The organism is Nocardioides sp. GCM10030259 (assembly GCF_042666375.1).
GTDB lineage: Bacteria > Actinomycetota > Actinomycetes > Propionibacteriales > Nocardioidaceae > Nocardioides.
Window position 1 is genome coordinate 230,269 of the sequence record NZ_JBHTDF010000023.1, and the last position, 22,192, is coordinate 252,460.

The 22,192-nt window shown below is 75.3% G+C and carries 7 protein-coding genes; 2 read left to right on the forward strand and 5 right to left on the reverse strand.

The genetic code is table 11. The features are described 5' to 3' along the window. On the forward strand, positions 1-1,500 hold the full coding sequence (locus tag ACFQQI_RS19280) for a hypothetical protein (protein ID WP_378567329.1): 1,500 nt from the start codon (positions 1-3) through the stop codon (positions 1,498-1,500). Then, positions 1,497-1,748, forward strand: coding sequence for a hypothetical protein (locus ACFQQI_RS19285; RefSeq protein WP_378567332.1), 252 nt, complete (start codon positions 1,497-1,499; stop codon positions 1,746-1,748). Before ACFQQI_RS19280 ends, ACFQQI_RS19285 begins: the two co-directional genes overlap by 4 nt. Here ACFQQI_RS19285 and ACFQQI_RS19290 read toward each other — a convergent pair. The 5 genes from ACFQQI_RS19290 to ACFQQI_RS19310 are packed head-to-tail and all read right to left on the reverse strand — an operon-like array spanning position 1,745 to position 22,191. Then, the gene (locus ACFQQI_RS19290) at positions 1,745-5,485 is read right to left on the reverse strand and encodes a hypothetical protein (protein WP_378567335.1); all 3,741 of its coding nucleotides are present in this window, start codon (positions 5,483-5,485) and stop codon (positions 1,745-1,747) included. The two genes, ACFQQI_RS19285 and ACFQQI_RS19290, sit on opposite strands and share 4 nt — an antisense overlap. Then, positions 5,482-9,282 carry a hypothetical protein gene (locus ACFQQI_RS19295; RefSeq protein ID WP_378567338.1) on the reverse strand — a complete coding sequence of 1,267 codons (3,801 nt, stop codon included), beginning with the start codon at positions 9,280-9,282 and terminating at the stop codon, positions 5,482-5,484. The genes ACFQQI_RS19290 and ACFQQI_RS19295 overlap by 4 nt, the downstream gene beginning before the upstream one ends. Beyond that, entirely contained in the window at positions 9,282-10,277 is a 996-nt protein-coding gene (locus ACFQQI_RS19300) for a hypothetical protein (RefSeq protein ID WP_378567341.1), read from the reverse strand. Before ACFQQI_RS19300 ends, ACFQQI_RS19295 begins: the two co-directional genes overlap by 1 nt. Next, a complete protein-coding gene (locus tag ACFQQI_RS19305; RefSeq protein ID WP_378567343.1) occupies positions 10,277-12,322 on the reverse strand; it encodes a hypothetical protein in 2,046 nt (681 codons plus the stop codon). Before ACFQQI_RS19305 ends, ACFQQI_RS19300 begins: the two co-directional genes overlap by 1 nt. Beyond that, on the reverse strand, positions 12,319-22,191 hold the full coding sequence (locus tag ACFQQI_RS19310; RefSeq protein ID WP_378567346.1) for a DUF6603 domain-containing protein: 9,873 nt from the start codon (positions 22,189-22,191) through the stop codon (positions 12,319-12,321). The genes ACFQQI_RS19305 and ACFQQI_RS19310 overlap by 4 nt, the downstream gene beginning before the upstream one ends. Position 22,192 lies beyond the last annotated feature (1 nt).

A 22,192-nucleotide genomic window follows, 5' to 3' on the forward strand; every position in this document is an offset into this window, starting at 1 on the left:
ATGGCGGCGAGCACCTACGACAAGCTGCTGGTCACCCACGGCGCTGCGCTCCGCCGCAAGTACGGCGCCGCCGGGGCCGCCGCGGTCCGGGACGCGCTCGACCGGCTCGTCGTCGCGGACCGGGCGCGCGGCCTGCGCAGCCGGGTGCTGCTGCTCGACAACACGCAGAGCATGGCCGCGATCAAGGCGAAGAAGGTCGCCGACGGCGACTGGGTGGCCACGCTCAAGGCGGTCGACCTGGCGACGACCCGCTACACCCCGGCGTACCTCGCCCTCGTCGGCGCGACCGACGTGGTGCCGCAGGCGCGGATCGACAACCCGGTCGCCGGCGACCCCGACCCGTGGGTCCCCAGCGACCTGCCCTTCGCCTGCGACCTGCCCGACACCTGGACCGGACCGACCGGCCGACGGCTGCGGGCCGCGGACCTGCTGGCGGTGACCCGGGTCGTGGGCCGGATCCCCGACGTGGCCGGGGCGAGCGACCCCGCCATGCTGCTCGCGGCGCTGGAGACGGCCGCGCGCTACACCCAGCGGACCGCGCGCTCCTACCAGAAGGTGTTCTCGCTGACCGCGAGCGCGTGGAAGGCGTCGACCGTGCAGAGCGTCGACCTGCTGCCCGGCCCCGCACCGACCACGCACCTCTCTCCACCCGAGGACGCCGGTTGGACCAAGCGGGAGCTGGCCGGCCTCACGCACTTCGTCAACTGCCACGGCGGCGACACCACGCCGGACTGGTTCGGCCAGGCGCCGGGCGGCGCGATCGACACCGTCGCCCTGCGGCCCGAGGACGTCGACGGCCGCATCGCCGCGGGCACCGTGGTCGCCGCCGAGTGCTGCTACGGCGCCATGCACCTCGACCCGGCCGACATCGACGGGCGGGTGCCGCTGATCTGGGCCTACCTGCGCAGCGGCGGGTACGCCGGCTACGGGTCGTCGACCACGTCCTACGGCCCCGCGAGCGGCAACGGGCAGGCCGACCTGCTCTGCCGGTTCGCGCTCGAGGGCGTGCTGGCCGGTGCGTCGACCGGGCGGGCGCTGCTCGACGCGCGGCAGCGCTACGTCCGCGAGACCGGCGCGCTCAACCCCGTCGACCTCAAGACGCTCGCGCAGTTCGACCTGCTCGGCGATCCGAGCCTGGTGCCGGTCACCCTGCCGGACGGGGCGGCGCCCAAGGGAGTCGCCGCCAAGGCGGTCCCCTCCCCCACCCTGACCCAGCGGCGGGCGGTGCTGGCCGCCACGGGCCGGGCCCTGGGCAGCTCGGTCCCGCGGGCGGGGCGACCGCGACGCTCCGACGTCGGCGCCGAGGAGCTCGTCCAGGAGGCCGGGCTGCGGCGGGGCCAGGTCGCCGGCGACGTCACGACGTACGGCGAGCACGCCGGTGGTCCGCGCGGCGGGTTCAGCTTCCACGTGCTCCCGGTCCGGTCCGGCGAGCGGGAGGGCCTCGTGGTGGTCGACGAGTACGACGGGGCCCGCCGCACGAGCACGGTCTGGCGCAAGTGACCGAGCTGGTCGGCCGGCTCGAGGTGCGCACCGTCGGCGTCGGCTCGAAGTCGGAGATGCCCGCGGTCGTGCTGGTGCCCGACGACCCGTCGGCGGACGGCGTACCCCTGCGCCGGCGGGAGTCGACCGCGCTCGACGCGGAGGCCGAGCTCGTCGCGCTGGCGGGCCGGCGGGTCCGGGTGGTGGGCACCCAGGGCTGGCAGACGTTCGTGGTCGACGAGATCGAGGTGCAGCCCGAGGACCACTAGGGCCGCGGGTTCACCTGCACCATCCGCAGCGCCGCGTGCGGCCAGCACCGTGCCAGGTCACTCACGGTCGGGTTGGCCGGCAGCCCGACCGCGGCGGCGCTGCACCGGTCGGCCGAGGACCCGGCGATGGCGAGGAAGAGGACCCGGTTGCCGGTCGGCACCGTCGAGAGGTTGACGTCGATCGACACGGCCCGTGGCAGCCGGGCGTCGAGCGCCACCGGCAGGGAGTGGCGCGGCGCGTTCCCGGGGGCGGGACCGGTCTGGTGCGTCCAGCCGTCCGGGACCGCGTGCGCGTTGCCCTGCGCGATGTCCCGGGCGAACGCGACGATGTCGCCGGCCGGGGCGCCGAGGAGCGCGGCGGAGCCGGGAGCGAACCTCCACAGCAGGATCGCGAACGCCTGGTCCCGCGGCACCGGCCGGGTGTCGCGGTGGTGCAGCAGCACGTCGACCGTGCTCAGCTCGCTGTGCACGCGCCACATCCCGCCGAGCACCTCGCGCGGCTGCACGCTCTCGAGGAGGTCGACCTCGGTGGCCGGCGCGGTCAGCGCGCTGGCGGTCTGCCACGGCTGGCGGTAGACCGCCAACGGGTGGGCCGCGTTGCCCGACGGCTGTCCGGTGACGGGATCGACGCGGGTCCCGCCGACGACGGCGTCCCAGAGCCGTCGGTCGACGAACCGGCCGAGCGGCAGCAGCGGCGCGCCCAGCGTCGGGCGGAGCGTGGCGCGATGCTGCTCGACGAGGTCGCCGAACGCGTCCGTCCACCGGCCGTCCGCGATCACCGACGGGAAGATCCACCGGAACGCGGTCTGGAAGGTCCACAGCTGGTAGTTGTGCACGTTGCCCGCGTTGATCGTGGCGCCGCCGAGGATCCACCGCGGCGAGATGCCGGCGCCGGCGCGCGGCCGGACGACCACGTCCGGGCTCTCGAAGACGAGCTCGGCCGCGGCGCCCGGCGCGCGCCGGGGGTTCGCGAGCGGCGTCGGCAGCCGGCGCCGGTCGTCGCGGGGGTGCACCCGCAGGTAGGTGCGCTGCGGCTCGTTCGCCGCCGCCAGGTCGACCTCCCAGACCCCACGGGCCTGGACCGCGGCGCGCAGCAGGCGCGGCCCACCCGCCGGGTCGACCCAGATCGTCAGGTCCTGCACCGACGCCTGCGGCAGCCCGTTGACGAAGCGCGTCCACAGCGTCGCGGCCGGGGCCAGGTGCTGGCGCCGCCAGGCACCCGTCACGGCCCCGACGTACACCTGCATGGGTGCACCGCCGGGTGGCTGGTCCACGACGACGGAGTACGCCGGCTCCAGCGCACCGACCGTCCCGGCCGGCGAGCCGGGCGGCACCAGCGCGTTGCGCAGGTTGAGGGCGACCATCGCGCCCGCCGCGGAGTCGAAGCGGTAGAGCGTGTCGAGGGCGTTGTTGGCCGGGTCGCCCGTCGTGGTCACGTAGAAGTCCTGCGACCCCGGCACCGGTGCGATGTCGGTGAGGAAGGTGAGCCCGCCCTGGGCGGACGTGGCCGGCTCGGTTCCGGTCACGAGGAGCGTCGTCGCCGCCCACTGACCGGCCGGGGCCTCGTCCCAGCGGACCACGCCGAACTCGAACAGCACGAGCACGCTGGTCGCGGTCACCCACTTCACCGTCACCACCTGGCCGAGCGGCCCGACGCCGCTGGGGGCGACGTCTCCGGCGACGAAGGTGGGTACGCCGACGGTCTGCTGCGCCGCGAGGTCGTTGCCGTTCTGGCGCGGGTCGGTGGCGGCGGCCGTGGCGGGCGCTACCGACCACGGCAGCACGCGCCAGCGGTTGGGCGCGACGGCCCCGAGGTTGTCGGTCATCCAGACCCGGGCCGTGCCCAGCGCGATGCGGTCCTCGCCGGGGGTAGCCACCGCCGTGGAGCCGGAGTAGAAGAGCGCGTTGCCGGCGCGGTTCTCGCGGTCCGCGCCGTGCGCCTGGTTGGTGCCGGTGCGCGTGGTCGGCCGGACGTAGCCGGTCGCCGGCGCCGACCGCCAGGCGGCGCGGGTGGCCTGGGAGACGATGAACTGCGGCCGGCCCGGGTGGAAGGCGGTGCCACCGCCGTCGCCGGTCAGGACGGACTCCCACATCGTGTCGCCGCTGCGGACCTGGGTCCCGTTGTCCTGGAAGCCGGCCGCGACGAAGTGGCTCGAGGTCGGGTGGCACGCCACGAAGCCCGGCTGCAGCACCGCGAGGCCGGTGACCCGTGGCGCGAACGAGTTGACCCGGCCGTTCTGGGTCGAGACGTAGACGCCGCCGTCGCAGCCGACCCACACGTGCCGGCTGCCGGCGACACCGGCCAGCCGGATCGTGTGCACGTCGGCGTGCACGTTGTTGCCGATCAACCCGGCCGTGTCGGCCCCGTCGCCGGCACCCGCGGGTGGCGCCGGGGGCGGCGGTGGTGCGGGTGCTCCGGTCCGGGAGATGCCGGTGGCGGGCCCGAGCGCCGGGCCGGCACCGACGTCGAAGCAGTACAGGCTGGCCACGAACTCCTCCCCGCCCCACACCGTGGAGCCGCCGAGGTAGACCCGGTCGACGCCGCCGACGCGCTCGGTCGCGATCGCCTGGTCGTAGTCGCGCTGGGTACCCCAGAGGTCGGCCGGTACGCCGTTGACGTTGACGGCGGCCGGGGCCGCCACCGTGATGTCGGCGACCTGGAAGAGCGCCGGCGTGTCGGAGGCAGCGGCGGCCGGGGGCGGTGGCGGCGGCGGAGGCGGCGTGGCGGTGAGGATGTAGAGCGTGTTGGTCCCGGGGACCAGCGACAGGCTGCTGAACCCCTGGATGTTGGTCCCGGGCGGGCTGCACCCGTTGAGCCAGTTGAAGGTCGTGCCGGTGTCGTCGCTGAAGGCGACCCCCTGCTGGTCGATGGCGACCACGATCCGCCCGCCGATCCACAGCACGTCCGTGACCGCCGGGGTCGGCGGGCCGCCGACCAGCGTGTCGATGCCGGGCAGCTTGGCCCACGTGAACTCCCCCGTGGGCGGCGCGACCTGTCGGGTGCCGAGGAAGAGCCCACCGCTGGTGGCGGCCAGCACCTGGTCCGGCGAGCCGGCCGTGGTGGCCCCCGCGACCCGGCCGGGGCGCCGCGCGAACGCGAACATCCCGAGCCCCTCGAAGAGCGTCAGGTCCGCGGCCTTGAGCGGCTCCCACGGGTTGGCGCCGACGCCCTTCGGCACCGGCCCCAGCGCGGACAGCACGCCGAGACCGCCGTACCTGCCGTGCCCGGTGATCCGCCGGAACGGCGTGTTCTCGCCGGTGCCGACCATGACGAAGTCGTGGGCGGGGTCGTCGTCCCGGAAGTCGACGAGGATCGCGCCGCAGGACTGGGCGTTGTTGTCGCCACCCGTCGCCGCAGTGAACTCCGACCATCCGCCGACCGGGTCCCAAGTGGCGCCGCCGTCCTCGGTGTACCAGACGCCGCCCTGGCCACTGGCGGCGTACGCGCGCCGGCCGTTGGTGTGCACGGCGAGGTCGCGGATCCGGCCGGCCACGCGTGGGCGGTCGTTGGCCTGGCCGCGGCGCACCACCGACGGCCCGATCGGCACCCAGCGCTGGGCGTCGCCGGTCGGGAACCCCTTCGGCAGCACGCCCTTGGGCACCACCGCTGCGGCATGGCGGTACGCCGCGGCCGCGGCCTCGACGGCCGCATGGTCGAAGTCGCCGCGACGGCGGGCGACGAACGCCTCGCGCTCGAGGGCCCGGCCGCGCTTGACCTCCTTGCCCGGCCGGCTCATGGCGTCGTCCCGCCCTCGTCGGGCGTCACCCGGATCCAGCCCTCCTGGATCTCGTGCGGCATCCGCGGCAGGTAGGCGGTCTGGGTAGCGGCGAGGATCGCGTCGTCCTTCCAGGCCAGGTCACCGGTTCGCCGGGTGAAGGTCTGCCGCTCCCCCAGGACCGCGACCAGCGGCAGCCGCACCTCGCCGGGGTCGATCAGCAGAGGACCGACCCGCACCGACGGCATCAGCTTCGCCAGCCCGGGCGTGAACCACGAGTCCGCCAGGGCCAGCTCCTTGCGCGGCAGGACGCCGGAGGTGAGGTGCGCCCGCCCGCCCGGGAGCATGAGCAGGGTCAGGCGTCGCGTCTGCCCGGGGCGCAGCCGGATCCGGCTCGACGTGCTCAGGTAGGGGTGGTCGAGCGCCTCGATGGCCGTCGGTGCGACCGTGCCGAGCAGCCCGAGGTGGCCGACCTGCGGTCCCGTCACGCGGGCGTGCTCGGCGACCACCCGGTCGACCAGGAACAGCCGCTCGTAGTCGTCGTCGACGAAGAACCCCAGCACGGTGTCGTCACCGCGGGTGAGCGTGCCGACCTGGACCTCGACCTCCTCCTCGACCAGCGCGCCGAACCGCGCCAGCCGGGCCGCCGCGCCGCCGGCGTCGGTGATCGTCACCTCGGCGACGTCGTCGGGGGCGTCCAGGGTGAGGAGTGCGCGGACGACGGCGATCGGCCGGCCGACCAGCCCGGCCAGCGTGTTGGTGCCCAGGCTGGCGAACGTGTCGACGGCCCAGAGGGTGGTGTCGACGGCGCGCAGGAACGTCACCAGCGCGCTGCTCGCCGGCGGCTCAGGCAGGGCTCGCGCCGCGGCGTCCGCCCGCACCATGCCGGCCACGACCTCGCCGACCAGGCGCTCCTGCGCCCCGAGCCCGGCCAGCGGCCCCGCGTCCGGAGGCAGCGGCCGGCCCGGCGCGCACTCCCACGTGACCGCGGCGCTGATGACGTCGTGCGCGACCTGGCCGAGCGGCGTGCCGGCGGCGGTGAACGCCTCGAGCCCCTCGTCGATGTGGTCGGGCAGCAGGAAGCCGGCGACCGGGTTGACCGCGTCGTCCGGGCTGACCTGGTCGACGTACGCCTCCCTCACCTCGGCGGCCGGTGTTGCGGGGTCCTGGCCCGGGTCGACCAGCCGGAAGAGCCAGCGCGCGGCGTTCTGGAGGCGCGGCCGCAGCAGCACCGTGCGCGGGTCGTCGTCCACCTCCAGCTCCAGGGTGCTGCGGGTCTCGTCGAGGACCTCCTCGGGCACCGCGACCACGCGACCGAAGGCGTCGACCAGGCGCAGGTCGTCGAGCCGCAGCCGCCCGCCGAAGAGCGGCGTCGCGGCACCGTTCGCGACCGGCTTGCCGTCCACCCGGCGCACGGAGCCGAGGTAGTCGATGCCGAGCAGCTGCTCGCGGATGCCGTCGAGCGACGCGCTGACGAGGTCGAGGGGCCGGTCGAAGTCGGCCAGCTTCTGCACGACGGTGCCGTCGCCGAAGGACGTCCGGCCCGCTGTGACCTGGCGCTGCTGCTCGCTCCCGACCCAGGAGCGCACGGCCGCGCGGATCGTCTCGCCGACGCCCTGGCCGAGCAGGCTGCGGCCGGTGAGCGTGGTGGCGACGTCCGGTGCGACGGCGGCGTCCGGGTCGGGCTCGAGGTCGTAGCCGTCGAGCCGCCAGCCACGCAGGGTGCCGGCGCCGGTCAGGGTGACGCGCCACTCGACCCAGACCGGCACCCACGGCTGGCGCCAGGTGGTGAACGCCACGGGGCTGGGCTGCTGACCGACGACGATCGCGAGCTCCGCCATGGCCGCGGTGATCTTGTGCTCGAGGTCGATCGTCTCCAGCGCCTCGGCGTCCCAGCGCTCGGACCGGGCCTTCGGCCCCTTGGGCGCGGCGAAGGCGATGTGGCTGCGCCCGTCGTAGGCGCCGTCGACGCCGTAGAGGCGGACCATCTCCGCCTTCAGACGGTTGCCGACCACGCGCCCCAGGTCGGGGCCGGGCTGGTAGCCGGCGACCAGCCAGTCGATGCCGTAGGGGTTCAGCAGCACTGCCTCGCGGACCACGGTGACGACCTCGGGCGGGATCGCCCCGGAGCCGAGCGTGGGCAGCACCTGCTGGCCGGTGACCAACCCCTCGAGGCGGGGTACGGCGGCCGCCGGGTAGCGGCACAGCAGCCGGCCCTGGTCGTCGTACAGGCCGTCGCCGTGGTGGCGGTGCGACGGGTGCGCCTCGCGGACCGCGAGCACCAGCGGGGCCGGGCGGAAGAACCTCGGCGCCGGCCGGGTGACCGACCGCGGCGTCGGGGCGGGCTTGCTCTCGGGGGCCACCCTTCCGGCCTTGGGGTTGGTCCGGCCCCGGGACTTGGCGATCAGGTCGGTCTTGGCGCGCCAGGCCAGGATCGGCGACGCCTCGGCGTCGGGTCCCGCGGCCGACCGGCCCTTCCGGCCGACCGTCATCGGGTTGGCGGTCAGGCTGTCCTCCCGCCGCAGCCGGTCCGGGACCGCCCCGGGCAGCGGCGTGCCGGGCAGGGACCAGAAGCCGTTCTCGTGCTCGCGGGAGCCGAGCGCGTCGATGCCGTCCGGGCTGCCCATCTCGGCGATGAGGCCGTTGCTGAACGCCGCCATCAGGTCCTCGGCAGCCCGCCGGTCGGGCTCGCCCAGGCCGATGCCGTCGGCACCCAGCGCGGCCACGACGTCGTCGACGTCGGAGCCGAGGGCGACGGTGAGACCGGCCGGGTCCGGACGGTCGTCGGCGGCGGGGAGCACCTCGCCGACCGGTACGCCGAGCACGCTGCCGTGGAGCAGCGCGTGGTAGCGCGGCAGCGTCTCCCCCACCCAGAAGGCCCCGATGTCGGACACCGGCGTCGCGACCTCGAGGTCCACGCCGACGAGGCCCGACGACACCGTGCGGCCGTCGCTCCCGACGATGCGGGACTTCGGGATCTCCTCCTTGCTGGCCAGGCCCGACTGCTTCATCATCCGGCGCTCGCGACCGTCGGACGACGCGTGCGCGGCGTCGTCGGCGTCGTGGTCGACCCGCCAGCCCAGCCCGGCGAGCACGCTGTCGAGGGCGGCGGGCCCGCGCGCGCCGGTCAGCGGGTCGAGGGACTCGTCGCTCCACCAGCCGGCGACCGTGTAGACCGCCTGGTCGCCATGGAAGCCGGTCTGCGCGGCCGAGGCCAGCTTCGGCAGGTCCTCGAGCGAGTCGTGGAAGGTGAGGCGGCGCTCCGACCCGGCGTACGACGACGTCCACTCGACGCCGAACGTGAAGCCGGTGATCCCGGGTGGTGCCTCGGGCGGCAGGTCGCCCGCGACGCCGGTGAAGGACGCCAGCGGAGTGACCACCTGGGTGCGGGCGTCGATCACCCAGCCGGTCGCCAGCGCCTGCCGCTGCCCCACGGGCTGCAGCGTGCGCACGACCACCCACTGGTCCGGCAGGTGCGGCAGCCGCGGCGTGCGGGTCTCCTCGTCGTGGTCGGCGACGAGCAGGGCGTCCGGCATCGCCCAGTGGAGGTGGACCCCGGGCGCCTTCGGCGCGCCGACCGCGAACGGCGCCGGGTCGGTGTCCCGGTCACCGGTGACGGCGACGGTCTCCTCGACGCCGCCCTCCGGCACGACGTACGCCTGCACGTCGACGGGCACCAGGATGCGGGTACGCCGCGACATCGTCGGGTCCCAGGTGCCGATCGTCGCGACGTCGACGTCCAGCTTGCCGAGCACCTCGAACCGCGGCGAGCTGAACGCCTTCTCGGCGAGCTCCGGAGAGATGCGGAAGTCGTCCATCACCGCACCACCGAGAAGATCTGGTCGACCATCACGGCGTACGTGATGGTCGGCTTGAAGACGAGCGCCTTCGGCACCGACGGGGTGTCGGCGTGGGCCATGTCGCCCCAGACCTGGCGCCACGGGAACTGCACGAGCTGGAGGGCGTACTCCGAGCTGTCCATGACGCCGTCCGCGCCGAGGCTGCCGGCGCGGTCCTCGAGCTGTCGCTCGAGCCGCTTGATGTCGACGACGCCGCCGGCGCCGTCGGCGCGGAACGGCACCACCTCCGGGTCGCCGGGCAGGAACTCGAACGTGTCGGCGTTGCGCGGCTTGACCTCGGCCTGCTGCCGGCCGTTGGCCTGGTTGCGCACGCGGAACCCGAACTGCACGCCCTGGCGCGGCTCCTCGATGTGGACCGTGGCCGGGATGCCGTCGAAGAGGCAGAGGAGCACGGCCGGGGCGAGCCGCTCGAGGCGGAGCAGCCGCACCTCCATGGTGTCCGGCGGCTTCTCGTCGTCGCGCCCCGGCGGCTCGCCGCTGAACGCGCGGACGTGCAGCGCCGGCCAGCCGGAGACCGCCTTCGACCGGAGCAGGAAGCCGCTGATCGGGCCGCCGTCGCCCTCTAGCCGGGGCTGCCCGGGCACCCGCCGCAGGTTGCGCTCCTCCGTGTCGAGCTCGTCGCGGATCGCGGGGTACTGCGCGGTGAGGTGGGTCCGGTCGTCGCTGTTGACCGTGCCCACGCTCAGCACGCCCTGGACCAGCGCGTCCGTCCAGCGGCGGTCGACGTAGAACCACCGGATCGACTCCTCGGGCAGCAGCTCGGTGTCCGCGACGAGGTAGGCGAACGGGACCGCCTCCAGGAGCCGCAGCCGGACCAGCCAGCGCCGCAGCTCGGCGGGGATCACGCCGTCGACGTCCTCGTCGCGTACGACGGGAGGGTCGACCGGTGCGGTCATCAGCTCGAGCTCGCTGGCGAGGATCGCCTCGCTGACGTCGTACCTGAGCTTGGCCATCAGAGCTCCTCCTCGTCCTCGTCGCGCCCGGCCAGGTCCTCGACCAGCCGGTCGAGGGCATCCCCGCCCTTGGCGTGAGGCGTCACGATCGCCGGGTCGAAGCCGCTCACCGCGAGGCCGGCGAGCCCGGGCAGCAGGTCGAGCGGGAGGCCGCGGATCGCACCGATCTCGGGCGCCCCGCGCACCACCTCGTCCGCGAGGGACTGCACCGCCACGCGCGCGAAGTCGGTGTCCAGGCGCTGTGCCAGGACGTCGCGGACCACCCCGGTCCCGAGGACGTCTCCGCGTGGCAGCCGCGGTGAGGCCTCCACGATCCGCCCCAGCACCTCCCCGCGGTCGCCCTCGAAGGCCTTCGCGGAGATCCCGAGCCCCGTCGCCAGCACCTGGTTCGCGGCGGCGTCCTCGAGGACCGGTCTCCCGGCCGAGACCAGGGGGCTCGGGTTGCCGAGCACGGCCTCGGGTGAGGCGACGATCGCGGTGCCGACGAGGGCGCCGAGCATGCCGCCGAGGGACCGGTCCAGCACCATGTCCTCGACGCCGGAGAAGATGCTCGAGCCGACGGTGCCCGTGCGGCGGGCGGCCTGGAAGCCCTCCTGGCGCCAGCGCATCAGCGCCGCGATCATCGAGGTCCGCGACAGCCCGAGCAGCCGGCCGATCTCGAAGGCCGCGGCCAGCGAGACGTCCTCGCGGCCGTCGGGCACCACGACCCGGATCTGGTCGGCGGCGTGGGCCAGCGGCAGCCGGTCGGCGTCGACGTCGGGCGGGTGCGGGAGCAGCGGGCCGCGGTACCACGACCGCACCTCGTCGCCGCGACGCAGCCGGTGCGGGAGGCCCACGTGGCCGGTCTCGACGACCTCGAGCGGGAGCCGCCCCACGGTGGGCTTGCGGGCCTGGGGGTCGTCGCCGGGGTCGGTCTCGCCGGTGGTGCCGAGCAGCCCGGAGTTGAGCCCCTTCATCAGGGACTCGAAGGTCTCGTCGCCCACCGTGGTGAAGCTCCAGTGGATGAGTACCGGGAAGGTCAGGACCGGGTCGAGGAGCTCGCCCACGATGCCGCCGATCTGGAAGTCGCGGGCCATCTCGGCGTACACGTCGGCGGTGCCGCGGACCTTGCTGGCCGTCGCCCAGCCGGCGACGTTCTCGTACGGCGCGGCCACGACCGGGTCGACCGACACCTTCTGGAACGCCGTCGAGCCCAGCGCCTTGCCATCTAGTGCCTTCGCGTCGACCCCCTTGCCGAGCACCTGGGCCGTGTGGCTGACGCTGCCCATCACCATGTGGTCGCCCTGGGCCATGCCGACGGTCGCGATCTCGACCGCCATCTCGGGCCGGATCGTGAACTTCCGCGGGTCCGGCGCCTTCTCGAGCAGCTTCGGGAACTGCTCGCAGAGGTTCACCAGGCAGGCGAGGTACTTGACCGGGGTGTCCCGGCCCTCGGCGTCCCGGCCGGGTACCGGCAGCCGGTTCGCGATGACCACCGCGAGGAAGCCGTCGTCGTCGCCCATCATCAGCTCGGTGTCGTTGAGGTCCACCTCGCGGGCGTGGGCGAGGAGCCCGACCTCCTCCTGGGTCGGGAAGATCCGGTGCACCATCGATCGGCGGATCTGCAGGCAGTTGCCCTTCTCGACGTCGGCGGGCGTGTCGAGCTCGACGCCGGGGGTGACGCACTTCGCGACGTCCTGGTTCATCAGCAGGTCGGCCTCGCCCTCGGCGATGACCACCAGCGCGAGCCAGGGCAGGTCGTCGCGGCCGGCGACGACCCGGCGCTCCCAGGGCAGGGTCCTGCGGCGGATCACGATCTGCGGCAGCCGCGCGCCGAAGGAGCCCTCCCGGCCGGCGGGCGGGAACGTCGAGAGCACCTGGTCGGGCGGGAGCACGTACTGCGGCGACCGCACCCGCACGTGCGTGTCCAGCCCGTCGACCGGCAGCGCGCCCTCGGGGTGCCCGGTGGCCGCGAGGCGCTGCTCGGAGCGGAACCGGTAGTCCCCCGCCTTGAGCGGCGGCTCGATCCGCGAGAAGAGCCGGAACTGCCCGCTGCCGACCGTCATCGTGTCCTCCTCGTGGCCTGCCACGCCGGGCGGCACCCGGCCCCGGCGACGGCGAGCAGCCGCCCGGTCGAGGCCGCGACGCCGTACCGCCGCAGCCCGGCGACGACCGCGTCCGGGGTCTCGGTCGAGCCGAGCACGCCGGTGACCCGCCAGCCGGTGCCGGCGACGAAGCGCACCGACACCCCGGCGCCGTCCGGGTCCGGCACCACCGGGTAGACCGCGATCGACTGCGTGCCGTTGGCGATGAGCGACGGCTCGACGGGCGTGCCCCCGGCACCGGTGGCACGAGTGGCGCCGTGCAGCTCCAGCCCGAGCTCGCCGACCCGGTCCGGGTCGTCGGCCTCCACGACCAGTGCCACGCAGGTCACCGGCCGCGCGAACCGGGTCGTCACCGCGTCGGCGTCGCGGACCAGGTCGCCGGCGGTCGTCCAGGTGACTCCGGGGGTGGGGTGCGGCGCCTCGACGTCGAGCACGCAGCCCGCCGCGATCCCGGTGCCGGAGCCGACGCCGGCGACGCGGGCGCGGGAGTGCCAGCCGGCGAGCCCGTCGAGGTCGTCGAGCGTGCCGTCGGCCTGGACCACGACCAGCTCGCTGCCGGCGGGCACCTCCTGCGCGCCGCTGACGACCTCGTCGTGCAGCACGGAGCCGTCGCCGCCCAGGCAGGTCAGCCGGGCGGTGCCGCCCAGGTCCAGCACCGGCCGGCGCGCGGCGACGTCGGCGCCGTGGTCCGGGGCGTGCAGGGCGACCACGTCGCCGGACACCAGGGCAGGGGCTCCGGTCTCGCTCGCGGCTTTGATCCCGGCCAGGCGGGCGGCCTTCGCGCCCTTCGGGGCGGCGCCGCCGAGCCCGCTGAGGCCGGCGACGCGGGTAGCGGCCGGGCCCTCGCCGAGGCCGAACGATCGGGCGCTCCCCGGTGCCGCGGTGAACGGCAGCGATCGGGGCGTGAAGGTCGAGCCGACCTTGTCGGCCGGCAGCGCGTCGACGGCGATCCGCACCGGCAGCGACCGGCCCAGCCGGGTGTGCACCGACGCGATCGACGGCGCCGTACGCCGCTTGCGCTCCCGGTCGCTGACCGTGGTGCCGCCGAGCCGGCTGGCGACCCGGGTGCCGCCGGTGAGATAGCCGACCACGCGCGGTGCGCGGGCCGCCGGGACCGCGGGCTCGGCCGGCGGATCCTGCTCGCTGAAGGCCGCGTCGTCGGCGTTCGTGATCGCCAGCCCGTCGGTGAGCTTGCCGAGCAGCGGCGGTGCGGCCACGTCGCGGCGGTAGCCGGCGCGCGCGACGTTGCTGCGCGAGCCGTTGGGCAGCGGGCCGCCGGCGACGGTGGCCGGAGGCGGCGCGAACAGCCGGGCAGCCGCGAAGTCGAGCGCGTCCTGCACCGTGCCGACCGTCGGCAGGGGTACGTCGTCGGCGCGCGCCAGCAGCCCGGTCCGGTCGGTGCCGGTCGGCTGCCGCAGCGGCAGCGGCCGGCGCCCCGCCTCGACCGTGTAGTAGTTGATCATCGGGCCAGGGTGGAGCTGGCTGGCGACGGCCGTGAGGGTGACCTGGTTGCCGGCGTTGACGACGTCGCCGGTGGGCAGCGCGGGCTGCGCGGTGACCGGCCGGTCTGGCGAGGCCCACACCCCCATGGGGAAGGAGCCGAACGCCAGCGCCGAGTGCGCGGCCAGCTCGCGGAGGTCGTCGGGGTCGTCGACCCACACGCCCCGGTCCTGGTCGAAGAACGAGAGCCGCAGCCGCAGCGTGGAGCTCAGGCTGCCGGCGTTCATCGGCTTGAGCCCGAGTGTCGCCGGTGCGTTGTCCGACCGCTTGACCGACACGGTCGCCGGCGACGGCCCGCCGATGTCGAAGGTCGCCGTCGGCACCGTGGTCGTGATGGTGATCTCGAACTCGGCGTACACCTCGTACGGGTGCTCGGCGGTGCCGTCGGGCGTCGGCGTCGAGGCGCTCCCGCCGGTCGCCGGGGGCAGCGAGCCGCGTCCGGTGATCGCGGTGATCGCGCGGGCCCGCCCGGGGGACGCCTCCTCGAGGTACTTGGTGACGAACTCGGTCCACCCGAGGACCGGCGTCGGCTTGTCGCGCTGGCTGCCGAACGGGATGGTGACGGTGCACGGCCCGACCTCGACGCTCGCCTTGCCGGAGAACTCCGGTCCCTCGACCTGCACCCGGGCACCGATCGTGATGCTGATGCTGATCGTGCCGAAGAGCCAGGTGTCGATCTCGATGCCGGCGGAGACCTGCGCCCAGGCCTCGGCGGTGAACCAGAACGGGTCGAAGTAGACCAACCCCTGGGCGCCGAACGTGGCCCGTGCCCAGGCCCAGCCGAAGTCGGCGATCGCGGTGACGCTGACGCCGGCCATCAGCGCCTCGGAGGTGAGCGCGAAGAACGACTCCCCCTTGATGACGATGTCGTCGGAGACCTGCCAGACCAGGCCGAGCCGCGGCACGACCGGGTAGCCGTCGCGGTGGAAGTCCGGGTGGTAGCCGCCCAGGCTGAGGACGAACTGCCCGGACAGCGGACCCTTCCACCAGAAGCACAGCGCGAAGCCGCCGGTCAGCCGGACGTCCTCGTAGAGCAGCCACGAGTTGTCGGTGAGGGCCGCCCGCATCATGAAGACGCCCTCGCTGGTGGAGAACCGGATCAGCAGGCCGAGCTCGATCGAGACCAGCGGCGCGGCCGGGTTGGGCAGCGCCATCCGCGCCAGGCCGAGCAGGTTGATGTCGAGTCCGGCGTTGCCGAAGGACACGGCCAGGACTGCGATGCCGTCGACCAGCGAGAAGCAGGTGAAGCTGATGCCGCCGGCGAACCAGAAGGTGCCGAGCTCGGGCGGGAAGTAGAGGTTGAGCTCCCGCAGCCGGTCCATCGGGTTGCCGATGTCGGCGTACGGGTCCAGCGCCATGATGAACGGGTACTGCGGGAAGCCCGACGGGTCGTCCGGTACGACGAGCTTGCGGTTGATCCCGAGGCCGCCGCCGAGGCCGGTGATGAAGAACGCAGGCGGTCCGCCGATGGGGCCGTTGACGGCGCCGAACACGAAGAACGACGGGTCGTTGCCGAGCGCGGTGTAGCCGCCGAAGACGCTGAGCCCGTAGATGCCGAACCGGCCGAGCAGCATGCCGACGTAGCCCGGGTTGCCCTCGACCTCGGTCTTCAGCAGGCCGCCCGCGAGCACGACGCCGCCCATGTCGGCGGAGATCGCCAGGCCCAGGAGGTCGACCGACCACGAGCTCGCCTCGAGGACGTCGCCACCCAGCCAGCTGATCGAGAGCTGCTCGACCGCCGCGGTGAGCCCGAAGATCTCGACCCGGCCGTCGAAGAGCAGGCTGATCTTGACGACCCGGCCCTCGTTCTCGCGGCTGTCGAACCCGACCCGCTCGAGGTAGAGCGGTCCGAGCTGGCGCTGGACGAGCAGCCACCAGGGCCCGGGCGGCTGGCCGGCCCGCACGCTGATCCGCGGACGGGCGTCGGTCGGGTGCTGCTGGATCGAGAACGCCGGGGAGAACGCCGGGCGGTTGGCCGGGGAGGCCTGCTCCCCCGCGTCGTTCATGATCCCGTTGGCCACGGGGTTGTCCCCGCCGCCCGCGGACGGCGCGAAGGAGAACCCGGCGAGCTCGAGCTGGACGCCGCCGCCGACGCCGGCCGCGACCGCCTCGCCGTACAGGTGCAGGGCGATGCCGTCGAGCGACATGACTCCCAGGTCGAGCAGCGGGCCGGCCTCGTTGGTGAACCGCAGGCCGACGCCGGCCACCGTGACCCCGGGGTCGAGCTCGAAGCTGAAGTCGTCGCCGGAGCGGGTGCCGGAGACGGCGTACACCGTCAGGCCGCCGGTCACCTCGGGCAGCAGCCACGAGCTGTCGACCTCGAGCTCGACCTTCACGCCGGAGGTCGGGAACTCGAAGGGCCGGACGAGGTTGACGTTGATGCCGAGCTGGCGGTGGTTGGCGTCCGGTCCCGTGCTCGCCAGGGCGATGGTGACGGCGCCGTCGATCTCGATCGAGAGCGGGTCGGGGTCCGTGGCGGTGTTCCACAGCAGCCGTTCGAGCCGGTGCAGCAGGGCGTCGGGGTCGAGCAGGTCGTCGGCGAAGCCGGCGTCGATCGTGCGTCCGCTGGAGAACAGCACGCCGTCGAGCATCCGTTGCAGGCGCGCGTCGTCCAGGACCGTGCCGAGCGCGTCGCTGACGACGCCGGCGACCAGGCCGACCGCCAACGAGAGCAGCCACGGTCCCGCGGCCGCCTCGCTCGCCGAGATCTCGGCTCCGGCAGCGCTGCGGGTGACGCCGGCGATGCTCGGCGGGGTCGCGTCGAGCGTCCAGCGCAGCTCGACGGCGCGCAGCGCCTCGTCGTCGAGGGCGAGGCCGATGCCGAGCAGGCGGCCGTCCGTGGCGGCGGTGCCGGCGCGCACGTGCACCAGTGGGCGGAGCACGACGGGCCCCGCGGTCACGGGCACCGGCCCGATCCGGGCGGCGACCGCGACCCCGGCCGCCGAGATCCGCAGCGACTCCAGTGCGACCGTGCCGACGTCGGGGATCGCCCAGTCGGCGGCGATGTCGATGGTCGGGGGCCCGGTGGTCGTGATGGTGATGCTCACCGAGTCGCTGGTGCCGAAGGTCAACGTCACCGGGCCCGTGCCCGACACCGCCACGAGGGCGTGCCCGGGGTCGAGGGCGTCGACGAGGGTGGTGAGCGCGGTGGTGGCGACGGCCGGCAGACGGCGCAGCAGCGCTCCAGCCGGGTCGTCCGCGAACGCGGTGATGAGCGGCTCGCGGAAGCGACCGCCGGTGCGCAGGGCGAGGGCGTCGCCGAGGTCGGCCACCATCTCGCCGACACTGCGAGCGAAGGGATCCGTGCTGGTCGCCAGGCCGGCGAGCTCGTCGAGCAGCAGGGGCACCAGCGAGCCCGCCGCGGCGCCGAGCGCCTCGCCCAGGCCGGGTCCGTCGGGGAAGAGCGGCAGCGGGTCGGACGGTGCCGAGCGCAGCAGGGCGACCCGCAGGCCCGGGTCGAGGGTGAGCCGGAGCCCGACGCCGTCGACGGCCACGGACGCCTCGACGACCGGGGCCGGCGGCGCGTCGGCGCCGATCACCGCGCCGACCTCGAGCCGAGTGGTGACCACGGTGTCGACGTCCAGGTCGAGGTCGAGGTCGCAACCGGCGGTGAGCCGCAGGCGGTCACCGACCTGCGCGTAGTCGAGCCGGACGCCCGGCGCCAGCGGCCAGCCGGGGTCGGTGCCGCGGTCGGGCGCGACGAGCGGAGCGAGCGCGTCGAGCAGTGCGACCCCGGCCGCACCGGGGGTCACCGAGCCCGAGCGGGCCAGCGCCGCGACCCAGGCCGCGGGGTCCGCGACCGCGGCGATCGGCAGCCGGAGCCGCTGTGCCTCGGCTCCGAGCCGCTCGACCAGGCCCAGGGCGTCGAGCACCGCGAGCACGAGCGGTCGGCCGTCCTCGGACGCGGCCCGGAGCGCGGCGGTGGCCAGCGCCTGGATCCCGAGCGCGGGGAGGCAGAGCGCGGCGACGTCGGTCAGGTCGGGGACCGCCGGGTCCGGCCAGAGGGCGACCGTCCGCAGCGGCCGGGCGGGGACCGCGACCTCGAGCGAGGCCGTGACCGGCTGGCCGGGGCCGGTCGGGGTCGCGGCGACCAGGCGTACGCCGCCGAGCGCGTCGTCGTGCCCGCCGACGGCGAGCGTCGCGCGCGCCCACGTCGCGGACGCGGCGAGGTCGAGCGCGAGGGCGAGGCCGCCGACCGGCTCCACCGCGAGCTGCGCAGTGGTCGCGCCGGTGGCCAGGTCGAGGCTCACGCCGACCGGCCCGGAGGTCCACCCGATCGTCGTACCCGACCCGGTGGCTCCCGTGACGAGAGCGCGCAGCGCCGCGGCCGCCGGCGCCGGAGCGGCGGCGATCCGGGACCGCACGGTCGCCGCGGTGTCGAGCAGCAGCCGGTCCAGCCCGGCGGGGTCGAGGCCGCGATCGGTGCGCAGTCCGAGGAGGTCGAGCAGCGAGGCGAGCGACGCGGACGCCGCCGAGAGCCGGGTGACGACCCCCGAGAGGAGCCCGCGGACCTCGGGCACGACGGCGTCGACGGTCGGCGCCGTCGGGTCGACGTGGACGACCCAGCGCTCCCGGTCGATGCCCAGGCCGGTGGCCTCGTGGAGCACCAGCTCGGCGGTGCCCGGTTCGCCGGTGAGCGGCACCTCGACCCGCGCCGACATCCAGCGCAGGTCGCCGCCGCCCGTGGTCGAGCCGGGGCCGCCGACCAGCCAGCCGTCGTGGACGCCGAGGTGGAGCTCGACGACGACGCCCCGCACGAACCCCGCCTCGATGCCGGGGCCTGCGGCCGGGCGGCCGATCCGGCACAGCTCCACCGCCGCGCCGGCCCCGACCAGCAGTCCGCCCAGGTCGAGGTCGAAGACGGGCAGGTCGAGCGCGACGTGGAGCGCGGTCGCCGGTACGGCGGGGCCGGCCGTGACCCGCGCCTCGGTGCGGGCCAGGATGCCGTCGGCGACGTACGCCCCGAGCCCCCGCGCGAGCGCGTCCGCGTCGAGGTCGCCGAAGACGGCGTGTACCGGCATGCCGGCGCGCCGTGCCTCGAGCGCGGCGTTCGGCAGCGCAGTCGGGTCGAGGTGCGCGGCCGTCCGGGCGACCAGCTCGCGCATCCGCTGGAGGTCGCTGCTCTCGTGGGCCCGCACCGGCTCCGGCGCGGCCTCGACGTCGGGCCGGGCCAGGCGCCGCAGCAGCCGGAGGGCGTCGCCGCCCAGGCCGGCGGACAGCGCGTCGGTCGCCACCGCTCCCCACGGGGTCCCGACGGTCACGACCGCCGTGACGGCCGGTCGCGACGCCGCCACGCGGAGCGCAGCGGCGCCGGCAGCGCCGTACCCGATGAGGACGTACGGCGCCGCGCGGTCGGACAGGGCGGCGTCGAGCAGCGCGGCCTGGGCACCCACGGTGCCGAGGTCGGGTCGATCCGCGGCGGCCTGCGTGGGCGTGGGGATCCGGACGAACCAGCTGCCGGACGCGTCGTCGGGGACCTGGGGCACCGGCGCCCCGGTGGCGTCGACGGTGGTGCCCGCCGGCTTGTCGGCCAGCCACGACGCCTCGCAGCCGACATGGACGACCGCGGCGGGCAGCGGGTCGAGCACCTCGGCCGGGAGGTCGCCCACGCCACCCAGCGCGACGAGCTTGTCGTAGGCCACGCCCTCGACGACCAGGCCGGTGACCCCGTCGGGCAGCGAGGGCATGCCGACCAGCCCGTCGGTGCCCGCCCAGCGGTCGACCAGCGCCTGCAGCCCCGCGCCGAGGCTGTCGCGGCCCACCATCAGCTCGGCGAGGTCGGACGCGAGCGGCCCGGCGGACCTCAGGATCGCAGCGATCGTCTCGGTCTCGGGCGGCTCGCCCGAGAGCAGCGCGGAGAGGTCGAGGGCGACGTCCTCCGGCCGGACCGAGCAGCCGGGGTCGAGCCAGGCGCGCAGGCCGGGCGCACGGGGCTCACCGGCGACCGGGCAGCGGTAGGGGTCGTTCGCGTTGCCGGTGCCGAGGGGTGCGGCGATCGCGAAGCCGCTGAGCAGGCCGGCGACCGGGCCGAGCGCCGCGCGCACCCGTCCGCAGTCGAGCAGCAGGTCGGCCAGCCAGCTCTCGAGCGCGACGGCCGGATCGCCGCCGAGCAGCCCGTCGAGGGCGAGCCGGGTGCCGCCGCCGTACCACCCGAGCAGGTCGACGAGCGCGTCCACCTCCGCGATCCCGAGCCGCCTCACGAGGTGGGCGATCGCGCGCTCCACGCTCTGCCAGTCGGGGGCGTCGAACGCCAGTCGTCCGGCGTCGTCGAGACGCGGCAGCGGGACCGGGAGCAGGTCGGCGATCCCGCTGACGGGGTCGGGGGCCGGGAGCTCGAGGGCGAGGCCGTCGGCCAGCAGCTCGGGGCGGAGCCCGACGGTGGGCCGCCAGACGAGGTCGACCGCGATCCGGTCGACGACCAGCGCCAGGTCGCCCACCGCGAGCCGGACCTGCTCTCCGTCGGCACGGCCCAGGGAGCCGCCGAGCCGCGCGCCCTGGGCGAAGGCGACGGTGCCCGCTGCCGGGTCGGCCGCCAGGAGCGAGAACGACAGCGCGGTCGAGCAGGTGAGGTCGCCGAGCACGGCGACCGAGGTGGACACGGCGACGTCGGCGTGCAGCGTCGTACCCTCGCGCCAGAACTCGAGGAAGAGCGGGTCGACGACCTCGATCCGCCACGGGTCGACCTCCGTGCCCTCCTCGGGGAGGGCGGCCGCCGCGTGACCGGCGAGCAGCCGGGCGAGGTGACCGAGGACGTCGGCCATGCCGGCGGTGCTGGCGACGACGCGCTCCCAGTAGCCGCGGACCGCGTCGACGGGGTTCGCGATCAGCGCCGCGGCGTCGAGGCCGGTGACCCCGGCGGGCGGCTGGACGCCGAGCAGCCGCTTGACCAGCGGGGCCGCCTCCGTGCCGAGGGCGTCGAGCGCGGTGTCCAGCGCCGCGGTCAGCACCGAGGCGCCGGCGTCGAGGACCGCCTGCGGCGTGGACAGGTCGACGACGTCCATCAGCGCACCGGGAACGAGCCGGACGCCGTGGGCGGTCAGCACGAACACCGGGTTCCGGTCGGCGTCGAGGGCGAGGCCGACGCGGAGGCTGTCCACGCGCGGGGTGTCCGTGGCGGCCGGACCGATCAGCCGGCGACCGGTGGCGTTGTCGCCGAAGACACCCTCGAGCCGTACGTCGGGGACGGCCGTGCACGTCCCCGTGCCGGTGTCGGCACGGAGCAGGTCGACGGCGGCACGGACGAGGACCGGGGTTCCGGGCTGCGTCCGCAGCGAGACCTCCACCCACGGCACCAGCACCGGGTGGCCACCGGTGCCCGCCTCGACCCGCACGCCGATGGCGAGCTGGAGCGGGGCGAGGTCGAGGACCACCGCGTCCCGGGCCGCGTCGGCGGTCCCGCCCACGAGGTCGGCCAGCTGGGTCAGCCAGGCGTCGCGTGCGGCGTCGTCGGCGAGCAGGCCCTCCACCCACTCGACGAGTACGGCGATGCCGCGCGTCGGCAGGTCCGCGAGCGGCAGGGCCGGCAGGTCGGGTACGTCGCGCAGCCCGAGCATCCCGGCCAGCGCCACGAAGGGACGGAAGTCGGGGTCGCCGGCGAGCGCGTCGGCCTGGGCCCGGACCAGGCCTGCGAGCAGGTCGAGGAGGTCGGTGCCGAACTCCTCCGGGCTGGCGGCGTCGAGGCTGAACGTGCGCGGGCTCGTGGCCCCGGGCAGCTGGAGGTCACGCAGGGTGAGGCCGAAGGAGACCGCGGTGCTGCCGTCGGTCGGCACGGTCACCGACGCGGCGACCCCGCCGAGCGACGCCTCCCCCGCGGGCGGCGCGGTGTCGGTGATCGTGGTGTCGACGGCGAGCTCGATGCCGCCGCCGGCGCGGCCGAGCAGCAGCCACGGCACGTCGCCGGGGCCGAGGTCGTGGTCGCGGTCGGCGAACCGGAAGAGCGGCACGTGCAGCCGGGTGCTCACCGTCGGCGGGCCGCCGCTCGTGGTGTGCTCCACGCCGACGCCGAGCCGCACCTCGTGGCTGGCCGGGACCGGCTCCACGACCGCGAAGACCGTCAGGACGGGGTCGTCGTTCTGGAAGAGCGGCACCCAGCGGGCGCCCTCCTCCGTGCGCGCCTCGGGCGGTCCGAGCACCCCGTCGACGAAGCGGAGCAGCGCGTCGCGCTGACCGGTGTCGGCCATCACGTGCTTGAGTCCGTGGGCGGTGCTGCCGGTGCCGCCCGTCACCGGGTTCTCGAACCAGGCGGCGTTCGCGGCGCCGTCGTGGTCCAGGATCCCCAGCGCGGTGGCCAGGTCGCCGAAGGAGCCCAGGGACGACGCCTCGATGGCCATG